Genomic DNA, 24,810 nt, shown 5'->3' on the forward strand with positions numbered 1-24,810 from the left:
ACATGCAATTAGTTGATTTATTAAGAAGAATTCCAGTCTTAGAAATTCATGGCGATGAAAGCCGTGAGATTTCACAATTGGTATTCGACAGCAGAAAGGTTACGGAAAACTCCCTGTACATTGCAGTGAGAGGAACGGTTGCGGATGGACATTCATTTATTGCATCTTCAGAAGAGAAAGGAGCAAAAGCAATTATTTGCGAAGAATTTCCTGATAATTTAAAAGAAGATATCACTTATGTAAAAGTGAAAGATTCTTCTAAAGCTTTGGGACAGCTGGCTTCTAATTTTTACGGAAACCCTTCTGAAAAATTAAAATTAATAGGAGTAACAGGAACAAATGGAAAAACATCTGTTTCTACCCTTCTTTTCGATGTTTTTAAAAATCTAGGATATGACTCTGCACTGCTTTCTACGGTTGAGATAAGAATTGCAGATCAGGTGATTCCGGCAACACATACAACTCCGGATGTTATTACCATTAATAAGATTTTGGCTCAGGCGGTTGAGGAAGGATGCGAATTTGCTTTCATGGAAGTAAGTTCTCACGGAATTGCCCAAAATAGAATCGAAGGGCTGCATTTTAAAATTGCAGGCTTCACCAATCTTACCCACGATCATCTGGATTATCACAAAACTTTTGATGAATATTTAAAAACAAAGAAAAGATTTTTTGACGAGCTTGATACCGAATCCGTTGCTATCACCAATGTTGATGATAAAAACGGAAATGTGATGCTTCAGAATACAAAGGCAACAAAAAAGTCTTATGCTCTGAAAACGATGGCAGACTATCACGGAAGGTTACTGGAAGTAGATTTCAACGGAATGCTGTTGAATTTCAACGGAAAAGAATTCTGGACGACCCTTACAGGAAAATTCAATGTTTATAATTTGCTGCTTGTTTTCGGTATTGCTTCTGAACTGGGTTTTGAACAAGATGAAATTCTTCAGGCGATCAGTCAGCTGAAAAGAGTTTCCGGAAGATTTGAAACTTTTAAATCAGATGGCGGAATTTTCTTCATCGTAGATTATGCACATACTCCGGATGCATTGGAAAATATTCTGGACAGCATCAATGATATCAGAACGAAAAACGAAAGACTGATCACAGTCTTTGGTTGTGGAGGCGACAGGGATCACTCGAAAAGACCTGAAATGGGAAATATTGCCACGAAAAAATCAACATTGGCGATCATTACTTCAGACAATCCGAGAACGGAAGATCCGGCAGCCATTATTAAAGAAATTGAGGCCGGCGTTGAACCTCAGAATTTCAGTAAATACACTTCAATTCCCGACAGAAGAGAAGCTATAAAAATGGCGATAAAGTTTGCCGAGCCGAAAGATATTGTCCTCGTTGCAGGAAAAGGCCATGAAACCTATCAGGAAATAAATGGTGTGAAACATCATTTTGATGACAAAGAAACTATTAATGAGCTTTGGAAGCTTATGAGTAAGTAAATTATTAATTAAAAGATTGAATCGATTTAAAAATTTAAAAATTTGATGAAGACAAAAAATTTTGAAAACTTTCCGGTTTACATCAAAAGTTTAGATTTAATTGAAAAAGTCTATCAATTTCTTCAAGATAAAAGTCTTGATAAAGAATTTGAATTTAATAATCAAATAAAAAGAGCAGGCTTCTCCATATCAAATAATATTGCAGAAGGCTCGGAGTATAATAATAACAGACAATTTATTAAATATCTAAAAATTGCAAAAGGCAGTTGTGCAGAAGTTAGAAGTATGATGATTGTAAGTAAAAGATTAAAATTAGGGGATGAAAATAAGGCAGAGGAAATCATTAATTTGTCAAGAATAATTTCTTCAAATATTTCAAATTTTGTTAAATATTTGAATGAAAATATTGAGAGACCAAAGCCTTTAAATCTTTAAATAAATTAAATTTTTAAATCAAGAAACCGATGTTATACTATCTATACGAATATCTGACCAACCACGGCATCCATGTTCCCGGACTTGGATTGTTAAAATACATCTCTTTCCGTGCAGGAATGGCAGTGCTTTTTTCTTTAACCATTGCTCTTATCTATGGAAAAAGAATTATCAACTATCTGAGAGCAAAACAGATGGGTGAGCTGGTGCGCGATCTTGGTTTAGATGGACAAAAACAGAAAGAAGGAACCCCAACAATGGGAGGTCTTATTATCATTCTGGCAACTCTTATCCCGGTATTATTGTTCACAAAGATTACGAATGTTTATATCGTACTGCTCATTGTTTCAGTATTGTGGATGGGAGCTATCGGCTTCCTGGATGATTATCTGAAGAAAATTAAAAAGAATAAAGATGGGCTCAGTGGTAAATTCAAAATTGTAGGTCAGGTTGGATTAGGGTTAATTGTCGGAGTTACAATGTATTTCCACCCTGACATTACGGTTAAAAGAAAATATGCAGACGCAAAAGTAGTAAACCGGAATAACGTAGAGCAGAACTTCATGCCTACCGAAAAAATCGCTGTTTCCACAGTACCTTTTGCTAAAAATAATGAATTCGACTACAGCGGAATGCTGTTTTGGATGAATGATAAAGATGCTCACGAATGGGCATGGATTGTTTTTATTCCTATCGTAATTTTCATTGTAACAGCCGTTTCAAATGGAGCCAATATCACGGACGGGATTGACGGTCTTGCTGCTGGTACCAGCACAGTTATTTTACTTACACTCGGGCTATTCGCTTACCTTTCAGGGAACATCATTTTCGCCGATTATCTGAATATTATGTTCCTTCCGAATATGGGTGAAACAACCATTTTCGTAGTCGCTATGGTAGGAGCTGTAATCGGGTTCTTCTGGTACAATACCTATCCTGCACAGGTTTTTATGGGAGATACCGGAAGTTTGATGTTAGGAGGTGTAATTGCCGTTTTAGCCATTATTTTAAGAAAAGAACTCATGATTCCCATATTGTGTGGAATCTTCTTAATAGAAAACATTTCCGTGATGCTTCAGGTCATTGTTTTCAAATACAGAAAAAGAAAATACGGGTTGGAATACGCCCAGAACAATAGACTATTCAGAATGTCACCCTTACATCACCATTATCAGAAGGGAGGCTTTCATGAGAGTAAAATAGTAAACCGAATGATAATCATCGGAGTAATGCTGGCAATTGTATGCCTGATTACATTGAAGATGAGATAAAACCAGCTGTAAGCAATAAGCTGTAACAATCAGAATTACAGCCTATATCTACAGCATAAAGCAAAAAGTATGAAAATAGTTGTTTTAGGAGGAGGTGAAAGTGGTTGCGGAGCGGCTTATCTGGCTAAAAAACAAGGTCTGGAGATTTTTCTTTCAGACAAAGGAACTATTAAAGATAATTATAAGCAGTTTCTTACAGACAATGAAATTGAATTTGAAGAGGAAAATCATGATGAGGAAAGAATTCTAAACGCAGACTGGATCGTAAAAAGTCCGGGAATTCCCAAAAAGGCAGATATTATCCATAAAATTCATGATAAAGGAATAAGACTTTCTTCTGAAATTGAATTTGCTTCAGAATTTACCGATGCCAAAATCATCGCAATTACCGGAAGCAACGGGAAAACAACGACAACGTCGCTGATCTACTATATCCTGAAAAATGACGGATTAAATGTCGGCTTAGGAGGAAACATAGGATACAGCTTTGCCAAGCAGGTTGCCGATGAAAATCATGACTATTATGTTTTGGAGGTAAGCTCTTTTCAGTTAGATGATATTCAGAATTTCAGACCGTATATTTCTTTATTGTTGAATTTGTCACAGGATCACCTCGATCAGTACAATTACAACTACGAAGAATATGCGCTAGCAAAATTCAGAATTACGGAAAATCAGGAAAATGATAATTTCTTCATTTATAATAAGGATGATGAAATGAGCAAAAATATTCTTGAAAAGCTGGAGATTAAAGCGAAAATGATTCCTTTTTCCATCAAAGAAAAACTCAACGAAGGAGGTTTCATCGATGAGGATCATATCGTGGTGAAAATGAAAGATGAATTCTCAATGAAAATTGAAGAACTATCGCTCCTCGGGAATCATAATGTTGCCAATAGCCTTGCTGCCTCTATCGCAGGTAAAATATTGGAAATCAATAATGAAAGCATAAGAAATTCATTAATGACCTTTCAGGCAGTTGAACACAGGTTAGAATTTGTCACTGAAATTGAAGGCGTAAAATACATCAACGACAGTAAAGCAACCAATGTAAACGCAACGTATTATGCTTTAGAAAGCATGAAAAATCCAACTGTTTGGATCGTAGGCGGAGTAGATAAAGGAAACGACTATACCGAAATTGAAGATTTAGTCAAAAGAAAAGTAAAAGCGATTGTCTGCTTAGGCATCGATAATGAGAAAATTATAAACTTTTTTAAAGCTCAAAAAGAGTTTATTTATGACACCTCAAGCATGGAAGAAGCCGTAAAGATCTCAAAATCTCTGGCTCAAAAAGGAGATACGGTTTTACTCTCTCCATGCTGTGCAAGCTTTGATTTATTTAAAAGCTATGAAGACAGAGGTCAGCAATTTAAACAGCAAGTTTTAAAAGGCATCGGCAATTAGCCAACAGCCAGTAGTACCATAATATGAACGAACAAGACACAGAAAACAGATTTGAATTCCTGAAGGGCGATAAAGTACTTTGGATGGTCATTCTTGTGATCTCCATCTTCTCTATTTTCCCGGTGTATTCTGCAAGCTCGAATCTGGAATATATCGTAAATAACGGAACCACAACTGGTCACGTTATCAAACATATGTTTTTTGTAGTCTTAGGCCTTGCAATTATGAGAATAGTCGGAATGATAAAATATGAATACATCGGAAAGCTCAGCAGCATCTTGCTCGGTTTAATGATTATTCTGTTGGTGGTTACGATGTTTACCGGACAGACGATCGATGGTGCGAGTGCATCCAGATGGCTGAAAATTCCAGGGACACCGATTTCCTTCCAGCCTTCCTCTTTTGCCTTTTTGATGCTGATTATTTACCTCTGCAGATATTTAACCAAAAAGATAACCCGAGAAAGATTGCCGATTGAGAACATCATGTACATCTTTGGTCCTATCCTGCTTGTTTTTGTTCTCGTAGCAAAAGACAACGGATCTACGGCGCTGATGATCTTAATGGTTTCTGTAATTGTATTGATTATCGGACAGCTCCACTGGAAATATATTGCAGGATTTATATCCGCATCATTTATCGCAATTGTTTTGTTTTTAATTATTGCATTAAACACCAACCTTATCGGCGGAAACCGGGTACACACCTGGATGAGCCGTATTGAAACATTTACCTCAAGTAAAGCCAAATCAGCTGATGTAGATGATGAAAGTGTGAAAGCCAAAAACTACCAGGTCATGCAGGCCAAAGCAGCCATCGTTCATGGAGGAATTACCGGAATGGGACCTGGTAAAAGCGCTTTGAAACAAATGCTGCCACAGTCGGCTTCCGACTTTATTTTCGCAGTAATTGTTGAAGAATACGGACTTATAGGAGCTGCTTTTCTCATCAGTATGTACCTCATCATGATGATAAGAATCGTGATGATTGCCAGCAAAATGCCTGCTTTCTTCGGATCGTTGCTCGTACTCAGTCTCGGAGTGATGATTTTTGTGCAGCTTTCGGTGAATATTGCAGTAGCCATTAATCTGATTCCGGTGACGGGTCAGCCATTACCGTTGATTAGCTACGGAGGAACATCCATGCTGGTAACTTATTTGCAGCTGGGAATTATTTTAAATATAAGCTCAAGAATACAGATTTATGATGAAGAAGGGTTGGGCAAAAAACAAAGCATAGCAGAAATAAATGATATTGCTTAATGAAAATAGAGATTCCCGAAGGGACGACATAAATCAAGATAGGATGTAAATCTTATCTAAAATAAAACGAATCATATAGAATTTGATTAAATAATAAAAAATGGACAATCAATCAGTAAATAGCCAGAAGCCAAGAACCATCCGCGTATTGCTATCCGGAGGAGGTACAGGAGGACATATCTTCCCGGCAATCGCTATTGCAGACGAAATCAAAAAAAGATTTCCTGACGCAGAATTTTTGTTCATTGGAGCCAATGGCAAGATGGAAATGGAAAAAGTTCCACAGGCTGGCTATAGAATTGAAGGAATTGATATCGCCGGAATTGACAGAGGAAATATGCTGTCAAATTTAGGACTACCTTTCAAGGTTCTAAAAAGTTTATCCAAATCTAAGAAAATCATTAAAAGTTTCTCTCCTGATTTCGCCATAGGAACAGGAGGATTCGCAAGCGGACCGGCTTTATATGAAGCAAGCAAACTCGGAATTCCGATTTTTATTCAGGAACAGAATGCACACGCAGGCGTAACAAATAAAATTTTAAGTAAAAAAGCAAAAGCCGTATTTACCGCCTACCCAAAAGTAGAAGGTTTTCCGACTGAAAAAATACATTTCCTGGGTAATCCAATTCGTGAGAATATTGTTTCCGGAATGCAGGAAACTGCTCAGGCAAAAGAAAAAATGGGACTTGATAAAGATAAACTGACCATTTTATCTGTCGGCGGATCTTTAGGCTCAAGAACATTAAATAACGGATGGAAAGAAAATCTGGAAAATCTAAAAGAAAAAGGCTACCAACTGATCTGGCAAACCGGAAAATTGGATTATAAAGAAATTGTTGATGCCCTTCAGTTGTCAGTTGATGGAAATAACCAGCAACCAGCAACCAGCAACCAGATCCAAATAAAGGAATTCATCAAAGATATGGAAACAGCTTATTCTGCGGCAGATGTTATTGTTTCAAGAGCGGGAGCGATTGCCATCTCAGAATTGGCGGTAGCGCAGAAACCTGTTTTATTGGTTCCTTTCCCTTTTGCAGCAGAAGATCACCAGGCTAAAAACGCGATGAATCTGGTGGAGAAAAATGCAGCCAGAATGGTAAAAGACTCTGAAATGAAGGAAAAATTCTGGAACACGCTCTCAGAGATCTGCGAAAATGATGAATTGAGAAAAGAAATGTCTGATAATCTGAAATATTTTGCTAAGCCTAATGCCGCAAAAGAAATTGTAGATGAAATTTTAAAAGCACTATAAGTATAATGTCAAACGAACTTTCAGTACATAGAAAATTCATTTATAAAGATGATGCTTTAGAATTGGCAAGAATTCTGGAAGAGAATTACTTTGTGTATGAGCTTACGGATAACTCTTCAAAATTAGATGCAAGTTTCGGAGGAGATATCAATACAAAGCAGTATGAACTAAAAATTAGAAAAGATGATTTTATCGAAGTTGAAAAAATTGAAGAAGACCTCGTAAAAAATGATCTTGAAAACGTAGAAAAAAGCTATCATCTTTTTGATTATTCTGATGAAGAACTCATCGAAATCGTAACCAAAAAAGATGAATGGAATAAGTTTGATTATTTGCTTGCTCAAAAAATATTAAAAGAAAGAGGAAAAGAAATAAATCCGGAACTCTTATATGTTATTAATAAACAGAGAATTGAAAGTCTCTCAGTACAGGAAGAAAGTCCTGTGTGGCTAATTATCATTGGATATGTATCCGCCTTCTTCGCAGGGTTTCTGGGGATATTCATTGGTGGTTATTTAATGTATTATAAAAAAGCTCTGCCAAACGGAGACAGAATTTATGGCTTCAACAGAAATGACAGGAGTCATGGTCAAAACATTCTGATTATCTCTGCAATTGCATTTTTTGTGTGGATCGGGTTTAAGCTTTTTAATTAACAGATATAAAATGAACAATTTAAAAACATATCAGAATTTTTACTTCGTGGGAATCGGAGGTATCGGGATGAGTGCGCTGGCACGGTATTTCCATGCTTCGGGCAAAAAAGTGTTGGGCTATGACAAAACCAACACCAAGCTTACACAGGCTCTGATGAACGAAGGAATTGATATTGTTTTTGATGATATAATTGACGAAAAAATCACAGCTCTGCAGAAGGAAGATACATTGGTAATTTATACTCCGGCAATTAAAAAGCTTGGGATTTTAGACTATTTCAATGAACATCAGTTTGAAGTTCTGAAACGGGCGAAAGTTTTAGGTTTAATTACGGAAAATACCGATTGTATAGCCGTTGCAGGAACCCATGGAAAGACAACGACTTCTACATTGGTTTCGCATTTATGTAAAGAAGCAGATTTGCCGTTCTCTTGTTTCCTTGGCGGAATTTCCGAGAATTTCAAGTCGAATTTCCTTTATAATGGAACACAATATTCTGTGGTAGAAGCAGACGAATATGACCGAAGCTTCCTGAACCTTTCACCAGATTGGGCTGTAATAACGTCGATTGATGCAGATCATCTCGATATTTATGGGGACAAAAACACCATTGAAGAAGGTTTCAGGCAGTTTGCCGCTTTGGTTCCGGAAGGCAAACAGCTTTTTGTAAGAAAAGGAATTGACATCGGCAGACCTCATCTTACGTATGCTGTAAACGAAAAGGCAGATTATTATTCCGATAACCTGCGAATGGAGAATGATACAATTTATTTTGATTTCCATACTCCTGAAGAAACAGTAAAAGATTTTGCCTGGGAAATTCCGGGAATCCATAATGTAGAAAATGCCACTGCGGCACTGGCGATTCTTCATAAGTTAGGAGTAAGCTTTGAAACTCTTAAAAAGGCAATTGCTAATTTCAAAGGGATTAAAAGAAGATATACCAAACACAGATATGATAACGGTAAAATTTACATCGACGATTACGCTCACCATCCGACAGAAATTAATGCGGTAATGAGCTCGATCAGAACTTTTTACCCTGAAAAGAAATTGCTGGTGGTTTTCCAGCCGCATCTGTTCAGTAGAACAAGAGATTTTGCTGATGGTTTTGCAGAAAGCCTGAGTCAGAGCGATGAATTGATCCTTCTCGATATTTATCCTGCACGAGAGCTTCAGGAAAACTTTGAAGGAATTACTTCAGACTGGCTTCTGGAAAAAGTTAATTTAGATAAAAAGGAAGTTTCACCTTTAAACGAGGCTTTCGATAAGATAAAAGAAAAAGAATTTGATATCCTTCTCACTGTAGGTGCAGGAAATATTGACACACTGTATGATCCTATCTGTGAATGGATGTGTAAATACTAATTTAATAAACGTAACGAGCGCAACGGAAATTTATATAACCCATATAAAATCGTTCGCAAAGGCGTTTCACTCAGCAAATGATAGCTGAAAATATCATTTCGGAGTAAATTAAAAACACACAAATGACAGAAAATGAAATATCAAATATAGTTTTTGATGCAGGGATGAAAGTGCATCGAAAACTTGGAATAGGACTCTATGAAAATGTGTATGAGCAATGCTTAATTTACGAATTGAAAAATTGTGGACTCAATGTTGAAAGTCAAAAAGACATTAGTGTCAATTATGAAGGTTTGCTCATTGAGAAGGCATTTAGAGTTGATTTGTTAATTGAAAATAAAGTAATTATAGAAATTAAAGCAGTTCCGGACATTAATAAGTATCATTTCTTTCAGCTTCTTAACTATTTAAGAGTTACAGAAATGAAATTGGGAATGATTTTAAATTTCCATTCTACCTTATTTAAAGATGGAGTAAAAAGAGCAGTAAACAAATTATAATATTAAAATTGCAAAGAATGTTTTCAGCTATCATTTGCTGAGTAAAACGCCTTTGCGAACGAAAAATATAAAGTAAGCACTTAAAGAAAAACCTTGCGCTCATAGCGTTAAATATAAAAATGAAAAATAAATACAGAATATTAAAAATTGCCGTCACATTAATTCTCCTTGGGTTTCTGTTGAGCTTTTCACTGAAAAAATTCAGTGGACAGAAGATTACGGACAATAAGATTTCTGTAAAGATGAGCGACAAAACTCCGGTGTATTTTATTGATGAAAAAGACATCCGGGAGATTGTGAAAAAGGAAAATCCTTCCGGAAAGGTGGGTGATTTGAATATTCCCGCGCTGGAAAAGAAAATCAATGCCCTACCAGCGGTAGACAGTGCTAATGTTTACCTTAATCTGAATGGGAAATTAAATCTGGATATCAAACAGAGAGTTCCCGTTTTCAGGCTGAATAAAAACGGCAGAGACTTTTATGTAGATGAAAAAGGAGTAGAATTTCCGATCTCTAAAACGTATTCTCATCCGTGTATGCTGGTAACGGGAGATGTGCAGAAAGACGAATATCAGAAATTGGCTGAGCTGGTGGAGAAAATTGACAAAGATGATTTCAGCAAGAAATATTTCATCGGGATATCAAAAGACAATGGAGATTATAACCTGTTGACCAGCGAAGGAAACTATAAAGTGGAAATCGGGGATCTCGATAATATTGAATTCAAGGTAAAAGGTTTTAAAACATTTGTAGAAAAATACCTGGTGTATCAGGATCCTGAAAAGTATAATATGATATCTGTAAAATACCAGAACCAGATCGTCACCACTTTAAATCCTTATTTTAAGGAAAACGACAGTATTCTGAGAGTGAGAAATAAAGAGCTGGCTAAAGCTTCAATTGTTCCGGTAAGAAAACCCGACGATATATCTAAACCTGCAGAAAGAAAAAAGATAAGTAAAAATATAACCTCCTCTTCATTAAAACCAAAAACAGTAACCAAGCCAAAAGAAGCCAAAAAAACAGAGAAGAAACCTACGGCAGAAAAGCCGAAAACAAAGGCAAAAGTTAAAATAGAATAAAAATCAAATCGATATAAACAAATGGAAAATCAAGAGTATTCAGTAGGTCTGGACATCGGGACGACGAAAATCGTTGCGATTGTCGGAAGGAGGAATGCACATGGGAAAATAGAAGTTCTCGGTGTAGGGAAGGCTAAGAGTCTTGGTGTTCACAAAGGTATTGTGAATAATATTTCGCAGACCATTAATTCAATCAAAGCTGCTGTGTCTGAGGCACAGTCCAGCGCAGGAGTACCTATCCATAAAGTAACGGTAGGTATTGCAGGAAAACACATCCGTTCACTGCAGCACTCCGATTATATTATGCGTGAACATCCGGACAAATTTATCACAGATGATGACATTGAAGCATTGAAAGATCAGGTCAAGAAGCTGGTCATGCTTCCCGGTGAAGAAATTATACACGTACTTCCTCAGGAATATAAAGTAGATTCCGAGGGTGAAATCCAAGAACCTGTCGGCATGCACGGAAAACGTCTGGAAGCCAATTTCCACGTTGTCGTAGGCCAGATGGGAAGCATCCGCAATATTGCAAGATGTGTCCGTGAAGCAGGGCTCGAAATGGAAGCCCTTACGCTGGAACCATTAGCTTCTTCAGAAGCAGTTCTTACCAAAGAAGAAAAAGAAGCCGGCGTAGCCATCGTAGATATCGGTGGCGGAACAACGGATATCGCAATTTTTAAAGACAATATTATTCGCCACACCTGTGTAATTCCTTACGGTGGCGGAATAATTACAGAAGATATTAAAGAAGGCTGTTCGATCATTGAAAAACACGCAGAGCAGCTGAAGGTGAAATTTGGTTCGGCAGTTCCCGAGCTGGAAAAAGACAGTACTTATGTAACCATTCCCGGACTTCACGGAAGACCGGATAAAGAGATCTCTCTGAAAACCCTCGCTCAGATTATCAATGCGAGAGTAGAGGAAATCCTGGAAATGGTGAATACAGAACTTAAAGCTTACGGCGCATTTGAGCAGAAGAAAAAGCTCATTGCGGGTATTGTTCTTACCGGGGGCGGTTCCAATTTAAAACATCTGCGTCAGCTTGCGAACTACACCACAGGGTTCGACAGCAGGATTGGTTTTGCCAATGAATATATTGCGAACGATAAAAACCAGTATCTTAAAGGACCTGAATTCGCAACTTCCATCGGATTGCTGATGGAGAGTTTAAAGATCAGGGACAAAAAGCAGCATGCTGAAGTTCAGGAAACCATTGAGGAACAGTCGGAAGTAAAAACGGAAGTTCAGACTCCTAAGGCTGAAGCCGTTCAGGAATCGGTACAGCAGACAGAAATTCCTCAGCCAGAGCAGACTGTAAAAGAGCAGCAATCTAAAAAAGCGGCAAAGCTTACTTTCGGGCAGTCGCTCATGGAAAAAGTAAAAAAATTCTTTGAAGAAGTAGAGTAAATTATAAATGATGAAATGATAAGCGATACACGATTTTTCCTTATCAATTATCATCAATCAATTATCAATTATAATTATAAAAAGTATAGTTATGGAAAATTTAGGAACACAAGGGTTTTCATTTGATTTGCCAAAAGGGAACTCATCAATAATAAAAGTAATCGGTGTTGGAGGCGGCGGAAACAACGCACTGAAGCACATGTACGAAAAAGGAATTCACGGGGTAGATTTCGTGATCTGTAATACAGATGCCCAGACGTTGGATAATAACCCGGTTGCCAACAAAGTACAGTTAGGAACGACCATTACCGAAGGGCTTGGTGCAGGCGCTGATCCTGAAGTGGGTGAAAAATCGGCCATCGAAAGCATCGAGGATATCAAAGCGGCGATGGGACAGAATACCAAGATGGTTTTCATCACTGCCGGAATGGGCGGTGGTACCGGAACCGGTGCTGCTCCCGTGATTGCCAAAGTCGCAAAAGACATGGGCATCCTTACCGTGGGTATCGTTACGGTTCCTTTCAGCTTTGAAGGAAAAAGAAGACTGGAGCAGGCGGAAAACGGACTCGATAAATTAAGAAATAATGTAGACTCCCTGATCGTTATCAATAATGATAAATTAAGACAGCAGTTCGGAAATCTTGGTTTCAAGCAGGGATTCTCAAAGGCCGATGAAGTGTTAACCAATGCTGCCAAAGGAATGGCAGAAGTTATTACCGGGTATTTTGATGTAAACATTGACTTTAGAGATGCTAAATCTGTACTTCAGAACTCTGGAACAGCGTTGATGTCTACAGGAGTTGCTTCAGGTGAAAATAAAGCAGAAGAAGCCGTTAAAAAAGCATTGGATTCCCCATTGTTGAATGACAATAAAATCACAGGAGCGAAAAATGTTCTTCTATTGATCCGTAGTGGTGTGGAAGAAGTAACGATGGACGAAATCGGGGTAATCATGGATCATATCCAGAAAGAAGCAGGAAATACCGCAGATATCATCTTCGGGGTGGGTTCTGATGAAGAACTTGGAGACTCTGTAAGCGTTCTTGTTATCGCAACAGGTTTCTCTAATGACAATAAAAAATTCTCAGGGCCTACAGAAAAGATCAAGATCAGCCTGAACGACAGTTTCGACACTCCGAAAGAATCTCCTTTTAAGACAAGACAGGAGAGAGAAGAAGCGCCTGAACAGGGTTATGATTTTGGAGGGAAAAACCTTTTCAGACTCGATGATGAAGATAATGATGCACCATTCTTCAACTCGTCTTCTGAAAAAAAAATGACCATTGAAGAAGAACCTGCAAGAACCGAAATAAAATTCACTGACAAAGAAGAAGATACATTGCAAACCCCTGAACAGAGCTGGAGAAATAACGAAGAAGAATCATACAGTCTGTTTTCCCTGGAAGAAGATCAGGAAGATGCCAACGATTTGGAAACAGAATCTTTCAGGTTTGATTTCGATCATAAAAAAGAAGAGCAGCAGAACACGGGTTCTTCCAGCACTTCTTATTTTGAAGAGAAGTCTGTAGAGTTCAGCTTTTTTGTGAATGAGCCGAAAAATAGTGAGCCGAAGCCAGACTCCGGACAGCCGAAAGCTGAGTTTAAATCAGCGAGTGAAGTCAACCAGCTTACAGAAGAGCCGCTTCAGAAAGTGGAGCATTTCTTCCAGCATCTGAAAGAAGAGCCGGTAATTGAAACCAAAGCTGAGACCGAAGCACCGAAACCTGCAGAAGAAGAATTCACGTTTGTGAATAAAACGGTAGACCAGGAAAGAGTAATGGAAAGAAGGAACAAGCTGAAGGAATTCAATTCACGTTACCAGAGCTTCGACAGCTCCAGTGAATTTGAATCTGTTCCGGCCTTCAAAAGAAAAAACATCTCCATTGAAGGAGCCAACGCTTCAGACCAGAATATCAATACCTATCTGTCTGACAACAATGGAAATATGCAGATCAGAGAAAACAGATTTTTGAATAAAGACGTAGATTAATTGCTGTAAGCAGTAGGCAGTAGGCAACAGGCATTTTAGCCGCATCATAGCTTACTGCTTAAAGCCTAAAGCAAATAAATACCATAGCAAAGCAATAAAAGATGTAGACTAATTGCTGTAAGCAATAAGCAGTAGGCATTTTACCCGCACCGTTAGCTTACTGCTTAAAGCCTAAAGCAAATAAATACCATAGCGAAGCAATAAAAGATGTAGAGTAATTGCTGTAAGCAATAAGCAGTAGGCAGCAGGCATTTTAGCCGCACCGTTAGCTTACTGCTTAAAGCCTAAAGCCTAAAGCAAATAAAATGAGCCTAGAAAACACCATAAACGAAGCGATAAAAACAGCAATGAGAGCGAAAGACAGAGTGGCTTTGGATTCTCTTCGTGCTGTGAAATCGCAGATATTATTACTAAAAACGGAAGCCCGCGATGCGGAAGTAACCGAGGATCAGGAGATCGCCATCCTTCAGAGAATGGTGAAGCAGCGTAAGGATTCTTACGACCAGTTTACCGCACAGGGAAGAAATGACCTTGCGGAAGTGGAAGAAGCACAGATGAAGATTATCGAGCAGTTTCTTCCCAAGCAGCTTTCTGCAGAAGAGCTGGAAGCTGAAATGAAGAAAATCATTGCCGAAACAGGAGCCGAATCAATAAAAGATTTAGGTAAAGTGATGGCAACAGCTTCTAAGTCTTTAGCCGGAAAATCTGACGGGAAAAGCATTTCCGAGACGGCGAAAAGACTGCTCTCCTAGTTGTTGGTTGACGGTTGTTGGTTGACAGGCCTTAAAACCATCAAGTGTTAACCAAAAACCATCAACAATTTTATAAGGATATTCAACCTTTGCATATCGATTTGATTAAAGAGCCCGGAACTTTTCAGTTCCGGGCTTTTTTAAGAAATAATTTTTTAAGTTTATTTTGCCTATTTCTAGGTTACGATCGTAGAAAGCCGGTTTTTTCTGAAATCATAATCAAAAAAAGAATGGTTATCTTATCAGAATTACATGGAACCATAAAAAACTGTTTACACTGTATATATCCCTATACTATACCGCCACTTAGCACGAAAATTTATTTTTTCAGCAGTAAATTCAAAGAGGATTCCATACCTGTTTTTATAACAATCTTATACTTTGTATATTATTAAAGCTCCCACCAGGAGCGAGATAATTATTTATCTGCGCCTGATAATCTTAATAGTAAACCGTTTGGCTTTCTTACATACACCCTTCAGTATTTGCTCTCAAATTATATGGTAGCAAAAACAGGTATATTTTCAAATATCTTTACACTGGAAAATAAAAGCTGATGATTGCGGAGAGAAAGATCTTTTCTGATAATTCCAGAAGCTGTTTTTAAATAGTAACCAATGTAACTTATTGCTCTAATAGCACTTAGATTTGCAACAGTACAACACCCTATTTATATATAACAAGGTTAATCTTTTTTATATGTTATATGCAGACAGTTCTTTTATTATCATGACAGTTTTCTTCATCTCTTTTATCTTTTCTAAAGCCTTATCATTTTCCATCCATTTTCTTCTTGTAGAGTCTTTTAGATTTTCTGCGATATTCCTCTTCATTCCATCTTCCCCATTATCATCAGTCTTTCTACTCTTTAACCTTATAATTCAGCCTTTGTATGAATTACAAAAGACAAGGCTCTAAATAGCCGTTAATCCTTTGTTCAATTCATAGTTCTGGTCGAAATAGCCGCTTAGAGACACCACTCTGGCATTGTCCATTCTGTTGATATACTTCAGGAACATCTGCTCGGTAGAATGCCCTGTAGCCTCCATAAGGAGCGACGTAGGGATCGTACCGTAGAAATTGGTGGCAAAGCTTCTTCTTCCGATATGGCTGGTAATCATATTCCATTTTTCGGTAATGATTGCTTTTACACGGTGTCCTATTCTCTTTTTAGCCCTGATCTGGCAGCTCAATCCTGCCAGCCTGGCAATCTCACGGATCTGATCGTTGTAGACAACAGGAGGTAAAGGCACAGGAAAATTTCCACCGTTTGTACGAAGAATATCCATTACCGCAGGATGTAGTGGCAATGTGATCTCTTTCTGGGTCTTCTGCTGCGTAAAAGAAATACATAAAATTCCTTTAACATCAATCAGTTTGTCAGTGGTAAACTGCATAAAGTCGGAGACTCTCTGCCCTGTGTAGCAGCTGATAAGCAGCCAGTTTTTGGCAGTCCGAAGTCCTGCAGGCACCGGGCACTTTCTGATGCGGTCGATCTCGTCTTCTGAGATGGTAACCACCTCGCGTCGTCTGGAATCTCTTCGGATCTCGAGCTCGCGGACGAAAGTTCGCAGCCCCTTTCTTTCAATAAAATTAAGGATGGTTTTCACGAAGTGTATGCTTCGGAAGATCGTGTTTTCGCTGTACTCTTCATCCTTTCCGAAGTGTATAAAATCTCCGACAAACCGGTAGTTAATATCATCCACCGTAAGTGTTTTGCCGACCATGCCCTGGAATCTTTGCAGAAGCCTGAAGAATACCATATACCGCTTGTAGGTAGAATAGCAGATGAATACCTTCCGCGAATTGATGTACTCTTCTACAAACCCCAGGAAGGAGTCCTGCGCATACTTATGGTTATTTCCCATACTGATGCCTTTGATGGTTCTTGCAAGATTTCGGTGAGACAGGGTGTTTTTTTTGCTTTCGATCATCTCCCTGATGCGAACCCGGATGATATCCAGCTTCGTGTTGATTATCTTATACTTTTTCAGGTAAATGTTCTTGGGCCTTTGCCTGTACAAATCCCAATCGTCTCTATCTATTTGCAGGTAGGTCCTGAAACGCAGCTTGGTATTGCTGGCCGGATCACTCACTGTCAGATGAAGATCATTCGTCTCCCAATGCTCGGGGAGAGAGTAGTGAATTTCCATAGTTTAAAATTTAACGATTTATCCTATGCAAATTTAACATAAAAAGTAGTCCAGCATAGACTACTTTTCGCAACAAATGTAAAAAAAATATCATTATCCTCAAATAATTAACATATTGTTTTCTAATTCTTTATTTTCTTACATGAGATGAGTTTGTTTTTACAAATGGGTAAGAAAGCCTCATCTCTGTACCATATGGTTTTCTCCAAAATTCAATATTAAATCTCTATTACAACCTGTTAAATAACAAAAGTAGTCTATGCTGGACTACTTATTAAGAACACCCCCGATGAAAGCACAAATGAAAGCCTTTTTCCTGCCACTACGTTCCCCTAAGATACTCCTGAGGATATTGTTCCTGCTGGGATTTCTTACCGCAGGATCTATATGGGCTCAGTCTCCGGGCGACATCTCTTCCGGGATCTGCATTACAGAGGGTGCTTTTATTTGCGGCGAACAATCTCTTACGATTATTGCGGCAGTTCCGGGCGACAACCCAACACCACGCACACCTCCCCCGCTCGCCCGGCACAATGCCGTAAACCCGGCAATAAAAAAAGGAACTTCCAAAAAATATACTTCGGGCAGCCTTAGCCCGTCTTCCAAGATTACGCCCTCCTGCGAAACGTCTCATTTCAGCAGCTCCGAAAATTCTTCTTCGCCGGCCGTGCTGACAGCATCTTCATCCCTGAAGCTACAACAGAAAGTCATAAAACCCGTGTTCCCTCAACTTCCTGACACAGGCAGGGATAGAAAAAAGCTTATAAATATTGTACTTTATCCATTTCAGATTACAAATATTACCATCAATCATTTCGTTCGCCCTCCGCCTGTACTTCTATCTGAAGGCACAAAAGTTTTTAACACATAAGTCATATAAGAGAAGGTTACAGCTTTGAAAACAAATAGAACACATAAGCTTTTGAAAATCTTTGATTTTCCTGAGTAACGTTTTATCATTCATTATCCACTCACGAGCCACTTCGTTTGTCATCCCGTAGGGATCTCGGCAAAGCATTTCAGATAGCAATTGTGAATTCGTCGTCAATTCGAGTGTTTTTTCGTAACAAAGTGAAGAAAAAATGTATCGAGAATAAATGTGTTCTCAAGCTCATATACTTCTCGATACGACTTCTACAAAGTCTACTCGAAGTGACGATAGACTCAGTGAGCTCTTATAAGTTCAACGCCTGAGGCAGAGGATGTGACTTCGAGAACCTCAGTCACCGGCGTTTTACAAGTCTTTGTCATTGACTACGTCGAATCTGTGATTTCCGCAGGAATCTCGGCATAGCTGGTAATAGTAGCATGGAAAGATTCGGGCTTAGATCCCTACGGGATGACAACCGGAGTGGTAAGGGAACCAAATTTTGGATATTGGGTTCGTCGTCAATTCGAGTGTTTTTTCGTAACAAGGTGAAGAAAAAATGTATCGAGAATAAATGTGTTCTCAAGCTCATAAACTTCTCGATACGACTTCTACAAAGTCTACTCGAAGTGACGATAGACTCAGCGAGCTTCTATAAGCGAAACGCCTGATGCAGAGGATGTGACTTCGAGAACCTCAGTCACCGGCATTTTACAAGTCTTTGTCATTTCGTTAGGAATCTCGGCATAGCTTGTAACAGTAGCATGGAAAGATTCGGGCTTAGATCCCTACTGATGACAACCGGAGGGGTAAGGAAGCTAAATTTTGGATATTGGACTCGTCGTCAATTCGAGTGTTTTTTCGTAACAACGTGAAGAAAAAATGTATCGAGAATGAAATGTATCCTCAAACTCATAAACTTCTCGATACGACTTTTTCAAAGTCTACTCGAAGTGACGAATCTCGGCATAGCTTGTAACAGTAGCATGGAAAGATTCGGGCTTAGGTCCCTACGGGATGACAACCGGAGGGGTAAGGAAACTAAATTTTGGGTATTGGATTCGTCGTCAATTCGAGTGTTTTTTCGTAACAAAGTGAAGAAAAAATGTATCGAGAATGAAATGTATCCTCAAGCTTATAAACTTCTCGATACGACTTTTACAAAGTCTACTCGAAGTGACGATAGACTCAGCGAGCCCTTATAAGTGCAACGCCTTTGTGAAACTTAAAAACAGAACATATTAAAAAAAAATCTTTGTGGGCTTCGTGTTACAATAGTCGCAACATTATAAGTCATCAAAAAAATATAACAAACTCATAAATACAAAACAATGAAACATTTATTTACAGCCGCCGCTTTGCTGCTCAGCATGACAGCATTCGCTCAGGTGGGGATTAATAATACTTCCCCAAAAGCAACCCTCGATATCACCGCCAAAACCACTGACGGCAGCAAACCGGAAGGACTCATTATCCCTCAATTATCCGGTAGTAATATCCATACCGCGACAGCAGCAGGAGTTTACGGATCAAACCAGAAAGGACTTATCATCTATGCTACCTCCGCTGACTCATCTCCTATAAGTACAACAGCTAATATTACCGCTGCGGGATATTATTATTTCGATGGAACGAACTGGCAGAAAATCTCGACAGGAAATGCAGTCAGCACTTCGCTTGCCAGCGGAAACATCTATGTAGGAAGTGCCTCTAACGTTGCCACAGCCGTAAGTCCGACAGGAGATGTTACCATTTCCAATACCGGAGCCACTTCCATAGGTGCAGGCAAAGTTACCACGACACACCTTGCCAATAATGCAGTAACCGTAGCGAAGCTTCCCGCAGGAGCGACTGCGACAACCTTTTTACGAGGAGACGGAACATGGGTAACACCTACGGATACCAATACTACGTACACCGCAGGAAACGGACTCACTCTTACAGGAACTTCCTTTTCAGCGAATGATGCTACGACAGGTACCAAAGGGATTGTACAGTTAGCAGGAGACTTAGCAGGAACGGCAGCTTCACCGACTGTGGCTAAAATACAGAATAAGGCAGTTTCTTCCACAGCGCCTACCAATGGGCAGGTATTAAAATACAATACTACCACAAGTGCCTGGGAACCTGCTGCGGATACAGATACCAATACCACGTACACAGCGGGAAGTGGTTTAACGCTTACAGGAACTTCTTTTTCAGCGAATGATGCTACGGCAACGACAAAAGGGATTATACAACTGGCAGGAGATTTAGCAGGACCTGTTGCTGCCCCTACTATTACAAGCGGTGCAGTAACTTCTGCTAAAATAGCAGATGGTGCAGTAACAGCTTCAAAGCTTAACCAGATGTCCGCCACATCAGGACAGGTACTGGGTTGGAACGGAACAGCCTGGGCACCTACAGCAGGAGATACCACCAACGATGCGTGGATCAATGACACCACCAACAGTATTGTAAAATTAGGAACCAAAGCAGATGGTACAACAAGAGCAGCAGGAACCGATTTTGTTGCCAAAGACAATGGACAGGTCGGAATCGGAACGAGCAGTCCGGATGCCAGTGCAGCATTAGAAGTGGCTTCTACTAATAAAGGTTTTCTTCCTCCAAGAGTAGCACTTAACAGCAAAACAGATGTCACAACCATTAGTTCTCCAACTGCAGGATTATTAGTGTACAATACAGGAGCCGGATCTCTTAAAAGCACAGGAATGTATTATTGGGATGGATCGCAATGGACAAGCCTGAAGGGAGATGGAGGTACTTCTTCTGCTACAGATCTCAATATTGGAGAAACACGTACAGCAGTGATCACAGTACCAACGTCTTCATTTCTAGTTGCATCAACTGGAATTAATCGTACCTGGATGAATGGAAGAGCAGTAAACAATACACAAAATGTAAATTATAAACTTTTATCAGATGCGGCAGGAAGTACAAATGGATTTGTGAACTTTGGACCTAACGGAGCATTGAGGATGGATTTTGCTTCTGGTGGGTATTCAGGTTCTTTTTATGCTCCCAAAATTATAAACACTTCATCTTTACCAATATTTTACAGTTTGAATGCTCTTTCAACAGGAGATGCTAATATGACTTTAGGGGCAGGAATGTGGTTGGCCGCAGGAGCTGTATGCTACCAAATAGATGGTAATGATGGTTTTAATATAATTACAAATTCCAATAGCGAATATCTAAACTCGAACATTTTAATTCATAACACTACGGATGGGAGTGTACAGTTTTACATTGCAACTTGGTCAATGATGTCTGCGAATGATGGAGCAGGTCATAACAATATATATGGATTATTTACCATTACCCGATATAAATAATAAACAATTTAAAAAACAAAGTACAATGTCAATCTTACACAAAATCAAAGCGTATCTCTACGACAACACTTTAACCAAAGACAATCCCAACGATTTCATTGCCCGTACGGCAAGCGAGCGTTCCCTTTCTGTAAAGCAGATATGTGAAGCTGCTGCCAGCCGTGGTGGGGCAGATGTTTCCGCTTCGGCAATGGAGCATGCGACAGAGCTGTTTCTTAAAGAAATGGCGTACCAGCTATGCGATGGTTTTTCAGTCAATACCGGATATTTTACCGCAAGCACTACTATCCGTGGGGTATTCGACAGCCCGTCTGAGACCTTTAACAAAGAGAAGCACGGTATTATCTTCCAGTTTAACCAGGGAGAAAAGCTACGGGCTGAGATTTCAAACATTGAGGTAGAAATCCTTGGCGTAGCAGAAGCTTCTGCGGTGATCTTGCAGGTAACAGATATGAAGAGCGGCTCTGTTAATGATCTTCTCACTCCGGGCAGAAATCTGAGGATTGTGGGCAGCAAGATCAAAATCATGGGCGATAACCCTACGCGGGGAGTTTATTTCATCAATACCGCTACACAAGACAGAACAATGGTAGAGGCGTTCGATATTGTAACGAACAATCCCTCCGAGCTTATGGTGGTGATTCCAGCATTACCGGCTGGTACCTACAATTTGGAAGTGGTGACGCAGTTTACGCAGGGCGCTCTTCTTAAAGAACCGCGAACAGCTACCCTAGATAAAGTGCTTACTGTAATGTAAGAACAGGTGTATTTGTCAACACCGCGTTGACCGCCCGATCAAGGGTGCGTTGACCGCTCGGTCAAGGGTGTCTTGACCGCCCGAGTGTGGGTGTGTTGACCGTACGCAGATTATGCCGTACTACCGTAAGGCTCTTATCAGCGCACAAGCAACCCATCATTGGAATGGGTATTTTCATCATGTGTTACTCCGGTTGGGAATCTTCCCGGCCGGAGTTTTGGCTTCGGCTCCGCTCAGCCAACGTTGTGTATGTTGATGTATAATAATTAGAGAATTCGTATAAAACAACAAAAGTTATAGAATGGCGGAGTCTAAGGTAACTCGAAGGCTCGCGTTACACTGAAAATCTTGGTGGCTGAGCGGAGTCGAAGCCACCATTGAGTGAGAGAGTTTGAGGGTTTTAGGGTGAATGTGTTTGTGTATTATGATTAGAGAATTCCTATAAAACGACAAAAAGTTGTAGAATGACGGAGCTTGAGGTGGCTTCGGCTCCGCTCAGCCACCTTGTAGTTGGAGGGCTTGGGGAGAGTGGCTGAGCGGAGTCGAAGCTTTCAATTTTATTTCTCCCAAACCAGGGCGCTTGCCCCTAAAATGGCGGCATCTGCCTCATCCAGTTCACTGAAAACCAGTTTCACTTTATTTCTGAAAATAGGAAGTAGATTTCTTTCCATATGAAGTTTTGTAGGTTTTAAAATAAAATCACCCGCTTTTATTACTCCGCCAAAAAGCAGAATGGCTTCAGGAGATGAGAACATGACAAAATTGGCCAACGCTTCTCCTAATTTCTGCCCGGTATATCTGAAAACCTCTATGGAGATAGGATCGCCTTTCAATGCGCATTCGTGTACGGTTTTAGAATTGATGGCTTCTTCGGGATACTGATTCAGCATAGATTCAGGGAACTCGGCACGCATTTTTTTTGCGGTAATGGAAATTCCGGTTGCAGAAGCATAGGCTTCAAGACAGCCTTCAGAACCTGTACTCCAGTGTTTTCTTCCGCCCGGCTTTACAATGGTATGCCCCAATTCTCCTGCAAATCCGTCGTGTCCGTAGATCAGTTTGCCACCGGCAACAATACCGCTTCCAACGCCTGTTCCCAGAGTAATCATAATGAAATCCTTCATGCCTCTTGCTGCTCCGAAGAGCATTTCTCCTATAGCGGCAGCATTGGCATCATTGGTGATGGTACAGGGCAGTCCGAATTTAGCTTTTATCAGTTCCGCAAAAGGAATAATTCCTTTCCATGGAAGATTGGGTGCCTGCTCTATGGTTCCTGTATAGTAGTTGGCATTTGGAGCGCCTACTCCTATCCCATCAAAGTTTTTTTCTTTTCCGTGGCTCTCGATCAGGGGATGAACAGCCTCGTATAAAGCATCAATATATTCTTCTACGGTAGGATAGGCATCGGTTCGGATATTTCCTTTTTCCAAAACTTCACCTCTGTGGTTTACCACTCCGAATTTTGTGTTCGTACCGCCGATATCAATTCCCAGCGCAACGTTTTTTGACAAATCTACTAATGACATTTTTCTTCTTAATAATTCTAAAAGGTTAAAATTATAAAAAAGATATTATTATTAGACGATTAAGCAGCATTTTCTTTAAAAAAAATATTATGTTGCTTTTACCTTCTTCTTTTTCCGTCTTCCCCACCAGATCATGAAGCCAGTCACTGGTAATGAAGCACATATGAGACTCACCAAAAAAGCGATGATCTTTGTGGGAAGCCCCAGAATAGCTCCTACGTGAATATCGTAGTTGGCTCCTACTGCTTTTTCACCGAAATTTTTGTCTTTCATGTCGTGAGTATGAAGCAATTCGCCAGAGTTTTCATCAAAAATAAGACTGCTGCTTTTATGATAAGAGTAAGATAAATGTTTCACATAGACTTCAAAATTCGGATGCTCGTGATCGTCCATATGTTCATGTCCGAGATCAATGGAAAATCCATAGGAATCAGGATATTTTGCTTTAACGGTATTGCTGATTTTATCCAACGTTCCTTCGGTTCTCAACTCGATCGGAGCCTTGGTCTTAATGGATGAGAAATCAGGATAAGCAGTCTTTCCTCCCGAAAAGATAAAGTAAATCGCTGCCTGAACGACAAAGAAAGCATAAAACAACCCTGTTATTGAAAATATGAGTGCAAAGATAGAAGTATAAAAACCTAGAACGTTATGAAGGTCATAGTTTTTCCTTTTCCAGCCTTTTACATTTTGCCATTTGAAAGAAAAGCGCTGTTTTCTTGCGGCTTTATTTTTCGGCCACCAGAGGATGATTCCGGAAATGAGCATGATGATAAATATAATCACCGGGATTCCCACCAGATACGTTCCCCAGGATTGTTTCAGAAGATAACTCCAATGAATCATTTTGACAATCTGGAAAAAGCCGTTTTTCTCATCGTATGTTCGTAAGACTTTTCCGTTGTAAGGATTTACGTAGGCAACTTTATAGATCGGAAATTCATCGAAATAGTTCCAGCCTTTAGGGTCGTGCTCGTACCAGTAAAAGAGATACGACATTTTTTTATCGATGGGAATATTCACCCAATGTACAGGATACTTTTCTTTTACCTGCTCTACAACAGCCTTTTCCAGCACACGGATCGGGAGAACTTTCTTCTGATCGATATTCTGCTCATGGTGATAGATGACATCTTTACGGGTAAAGTTTTCAATTTCATCTTTGAATACATACAAAGCTCCTGTAATGGAAATGATAAAGATTAAAAACCCGATTCCCAGACCAAACCACAAATGAAGCTTGCCTGTCCATTTTTTAAAAGCGCTTGGTTTTTTCTTATGATGATGCTTTTTTCTCATAAAATCTTTAAGTCTGGCAAAGA

19 protein-coding genes are annotated in these 24,810 nt (G+C 39.5%); 16 read left to right on the plus strand and 3 right to left on the minus strand.

What is annotated here, in order from left to right; all coding sequences use genetic code 11:
* Positions 1-2: 2 nt before the first annotated feature.
* The 13 genes from BLR30_RS09705 to BLR30_RS09765 all read left to right on the plus strand — a co-directional run bounded on the left by BLR30_RS09705 (position 3) and on the right by BLR30_RS09765 (position 14,849).
* The gene (locus BLR30_RS09705) at positions 3-1,463 is read left to right on the plus strand and encodes a UDP-N-acetylmuramoyl-L-alanyl-D-glutamate--2,6-diaminopimelate ligase (RefSeq protein ID WP_089857648.1); all 1,461 of its coding nucleotides are present in this window, start codon (positions 3-5) and stop codon (positions 1,461-1,463) included.
* 45 nt (positions 1,464-1,508) lie between these two features.
* Entirely contained in the window at positions 1,509-1,898 is a 390-nt protein-coding gene (locus BLR30_RS09710; protein ID WP_089857650.1) for a four helix bundle protein, read from the plus strand.
* A gap of 29 nt (positions 1,899-1,927) precedes the next feature.
* Positions 1,928-3,169, plus strand: coding sequence for a phospho-N-acetylmuramoyl-pentapeptide-transferase (mraY, locus tag BLR30_RS09715; protein WP_089857652.1), 1,242 nt, complete (start codon positions 1,928-1,930; stop codon positions 3,167-3,169).
* A 69-nt stretch (positions 3,170-3,238) separates the two neighbouring features.
* Complete coding sequence (gene murD / locus BLR30_RS09720; RefSeq protein ID WP_089857654.1) at positions 3,239-4,576, plus strand: UDP-N-acetylmuramoyl-L-alanine--D-glutamate ligase; 1,338 nt, start codon at positions 3,239-3,241, stop codon at positions 4,574-4,576.
* Between the two features lie 23 nt (positions 4,577-4,599).
* The gene (locus tag BLR30_RS09725) at positions 4,600-5,838 is read left to right on the plus strand and encodes an FtsW/RodA/SpoVE family cell cycle protein (protein ID WP_089857656.1); all 1,239 of its coding nucleotides are present in this window, start codon (positions 4,600-4,602) and stop codon (positions 5,836-5,838) included.
* 100 nt (positions 5,839-5,938) lie between these two features.
* Complete coding sequence (gene murG, locus BLR30_RS09730) at positions 5,939-7,090, plus strand: undecaprenyldiphospho-muramoylpentapeptide beta-N-acetylglucosaminyltransferase (protein WP_089857659.1); 1,152 nt, start codon at positions 5,939-5,941, stop codon at positions 7,088-7,090.
* A gap of 5 nt (positions 7,091-7,095) precedes the next feature.
* A complete protein-coding gene (locus BLR30_RS09735) occupies positions 7,096-7,746 on the plus strand; it encodes a hypothetical protein (protein WP_089857661.1) in 651 nt (216 codons plus the stop codon).
* A 10-nt stretch (positions 7,747-7,756) separates the two neighbouring features.
* Positions 7,757-9,115 (plus strand): UDP-N-acetylmuramate--L-alanine ligase, encoded by a 1,359-nt coding sequence (gene murC, locus BLR30_RS09740; protein ID WP_089857663.1) that lies wholly within the window; start codon positions 7,757-7,759, stop codon positions 9,113-9,115.
* A gap of 122 nt (positions 9,116-9,237) precedes the next feature.
* Positions 9,238-9,615, plus strand: a complete 378-nt coding sequence (locus BLR30_RS09745; RefSeq protein ID WP_089857664.1) for a GxxExxY protein — start codon at positions 9,238-9,240, stop codon at positions 9,613-9,615.
* Between the two features lie 119 nt (positions 9,616-9,734).
* Positions 9,735-10,697, plus strand: a complete 963-nt coding sequence (locus BLR30_RS09750; RefSeq protein WP_089857666.1) for a cell division protein FtsQ/DivIB — start codon at positions 9,735-9,737, stop codon at positions 10,695-10,697.
* A gap of 21 nt (positions 10,698-10,718) precedes the next feature.
* On the plus strand, positions 10,719-12,107 hold the full coding sequence (ftsA, locus tag BLR30_RS09755; RefSeq protein ID WP_089857668.1) for a cell division protein FtsA: 1,389 nt from the start codon (positions 10,719-10,721) through the stop codon (positions 12,105-12,107).
* Positions 12,108-12,198: 91 nt separating this feature from the next.
* Positions 12,199-14,097 (plus strand): cell division protein FtsZ, encoded by a 1,899-nt coding sequence (gene ftsZ, locus BLR30_RS09760; protein WP_089857670.1) that lies wholly within the window; start codon positions 12,199-12,201, stop codon positions 14,095-14,097.
* A 305-nt stretch (positions 14,098-14,402) separates the two neighbouring features.
* Positions 14,403-14,849: a GatB/YqeY domain-containing protein gene (locus tag BLR30_RS09765; RefSeq protein WP_089857672.1), complete on the plus strand. Its 447-nt coding sequence runs from the start codon at positions 14,403-14,405 to the stop codon at positions 14,847-14,849.
* A 914-nt stretch (positions 14,850-15,763) separates the two neighbouring features.
* Here the strand turns inward: BLR30_RS09765 and BLR30_RS09770 are convergent.
* Positions 15,764-17,002: a phage integrase SAM-like domain-containing protein gene (locus tag BLR30_RS09770; protein WP_089857674.1), complete on the minus strand. Its 1,239-nt coding sequence runs from the start codon at positions 17,000-17,002 to the stop codon at positions 15,764-15,766.
* A gap of 259 nt (positions 17,003-17,261) precedes the next feature.
* On the opposite strand from BLR30_RS09770, the gene BLR30_RS09775 reads away from it, so the two are divergent.
* The 3 genes from BLR30_RS09775 (at position 17,262) to BLR30_RS09790 (ending at position 21,962) form a co-directional block, all read left to right on the plus strand.
* A complete protein-coding gene (locus tag BLR30_RS09775) occupies positions 17,262-17,873 on the plus strand; it encodes a hypothetical protein (RefSeq protein ID WP_089857676.1) in 612 nt (203 codons plus the stop codon).
* Positions 17,874-19,201: 1,328 nt separating this feature from the next.
* Positions 19,202-21,205 carry a beta strand repeat-containing protein gene (locus BLR30_RS09785; protein WP_139164615.1) on the plus strand — a complete coding sequence of 668 codons (2,004 nt, stop codon included), beginning with the start codon at positions 19,202-19,204 and terminating at the stop codon, positions 21,203-21,205.
* A 25-nt stretch (positions 21,206-21,230) separates the two neighbouring features.
* A complete protein-coding gene (locus tag BLR30_RS09790) occupies positions 21,231-21,962 on the plus strand; it encodes a DNA-binding domain-containing protein (protein WP_089858299.1) in 732 nt (243 codons plus the stop codon).
* A 557-nt stretch (positions 21,963-22,519) separates the two neighbouring features.
* Here the strand turns inward: BLR30_RS09790 and BLR30_RS09795 are convergent.
* Together BLR30_RS09795 and BLR30_RS09800 are read right to left on the minus strand one after the other, a co-directional pair.
* Entirely contained in the window at positions 22,520-23,488 is a 969-nt protein-coding gene (locus BLR30_RS09795) for an ROK family protein (protein ID WP_089857682.1), read from the minus strand.
* A gap of 87 nt (positions 23,489-23,575) precedes the next feature.
* Positions 23,576-24,787: a PepSY-associated TM helix domain-containing protein gene (locus tag BLR30_RS09800; RefSeq protein WP_089857684.1), complete on the minus strand. Its 1,212-nt coding sequence runs from the start codon at positions 24,785-24,787 to the stop codon at positions 23,576-23,578.
* Positions 24,788-24,810 lie beyond the last annotated feature (23 nt).

Origin of the sequence: Chryseobacterium taeanense (assembly GCF_900099685.1) — a bacterium.
Lineage (GTDB): Bacteria > Bacteroidota > Bacteroidia > Flavobacteriales > Weeksellaceae > Chryseobacterium > Chryseobacterium taeanense.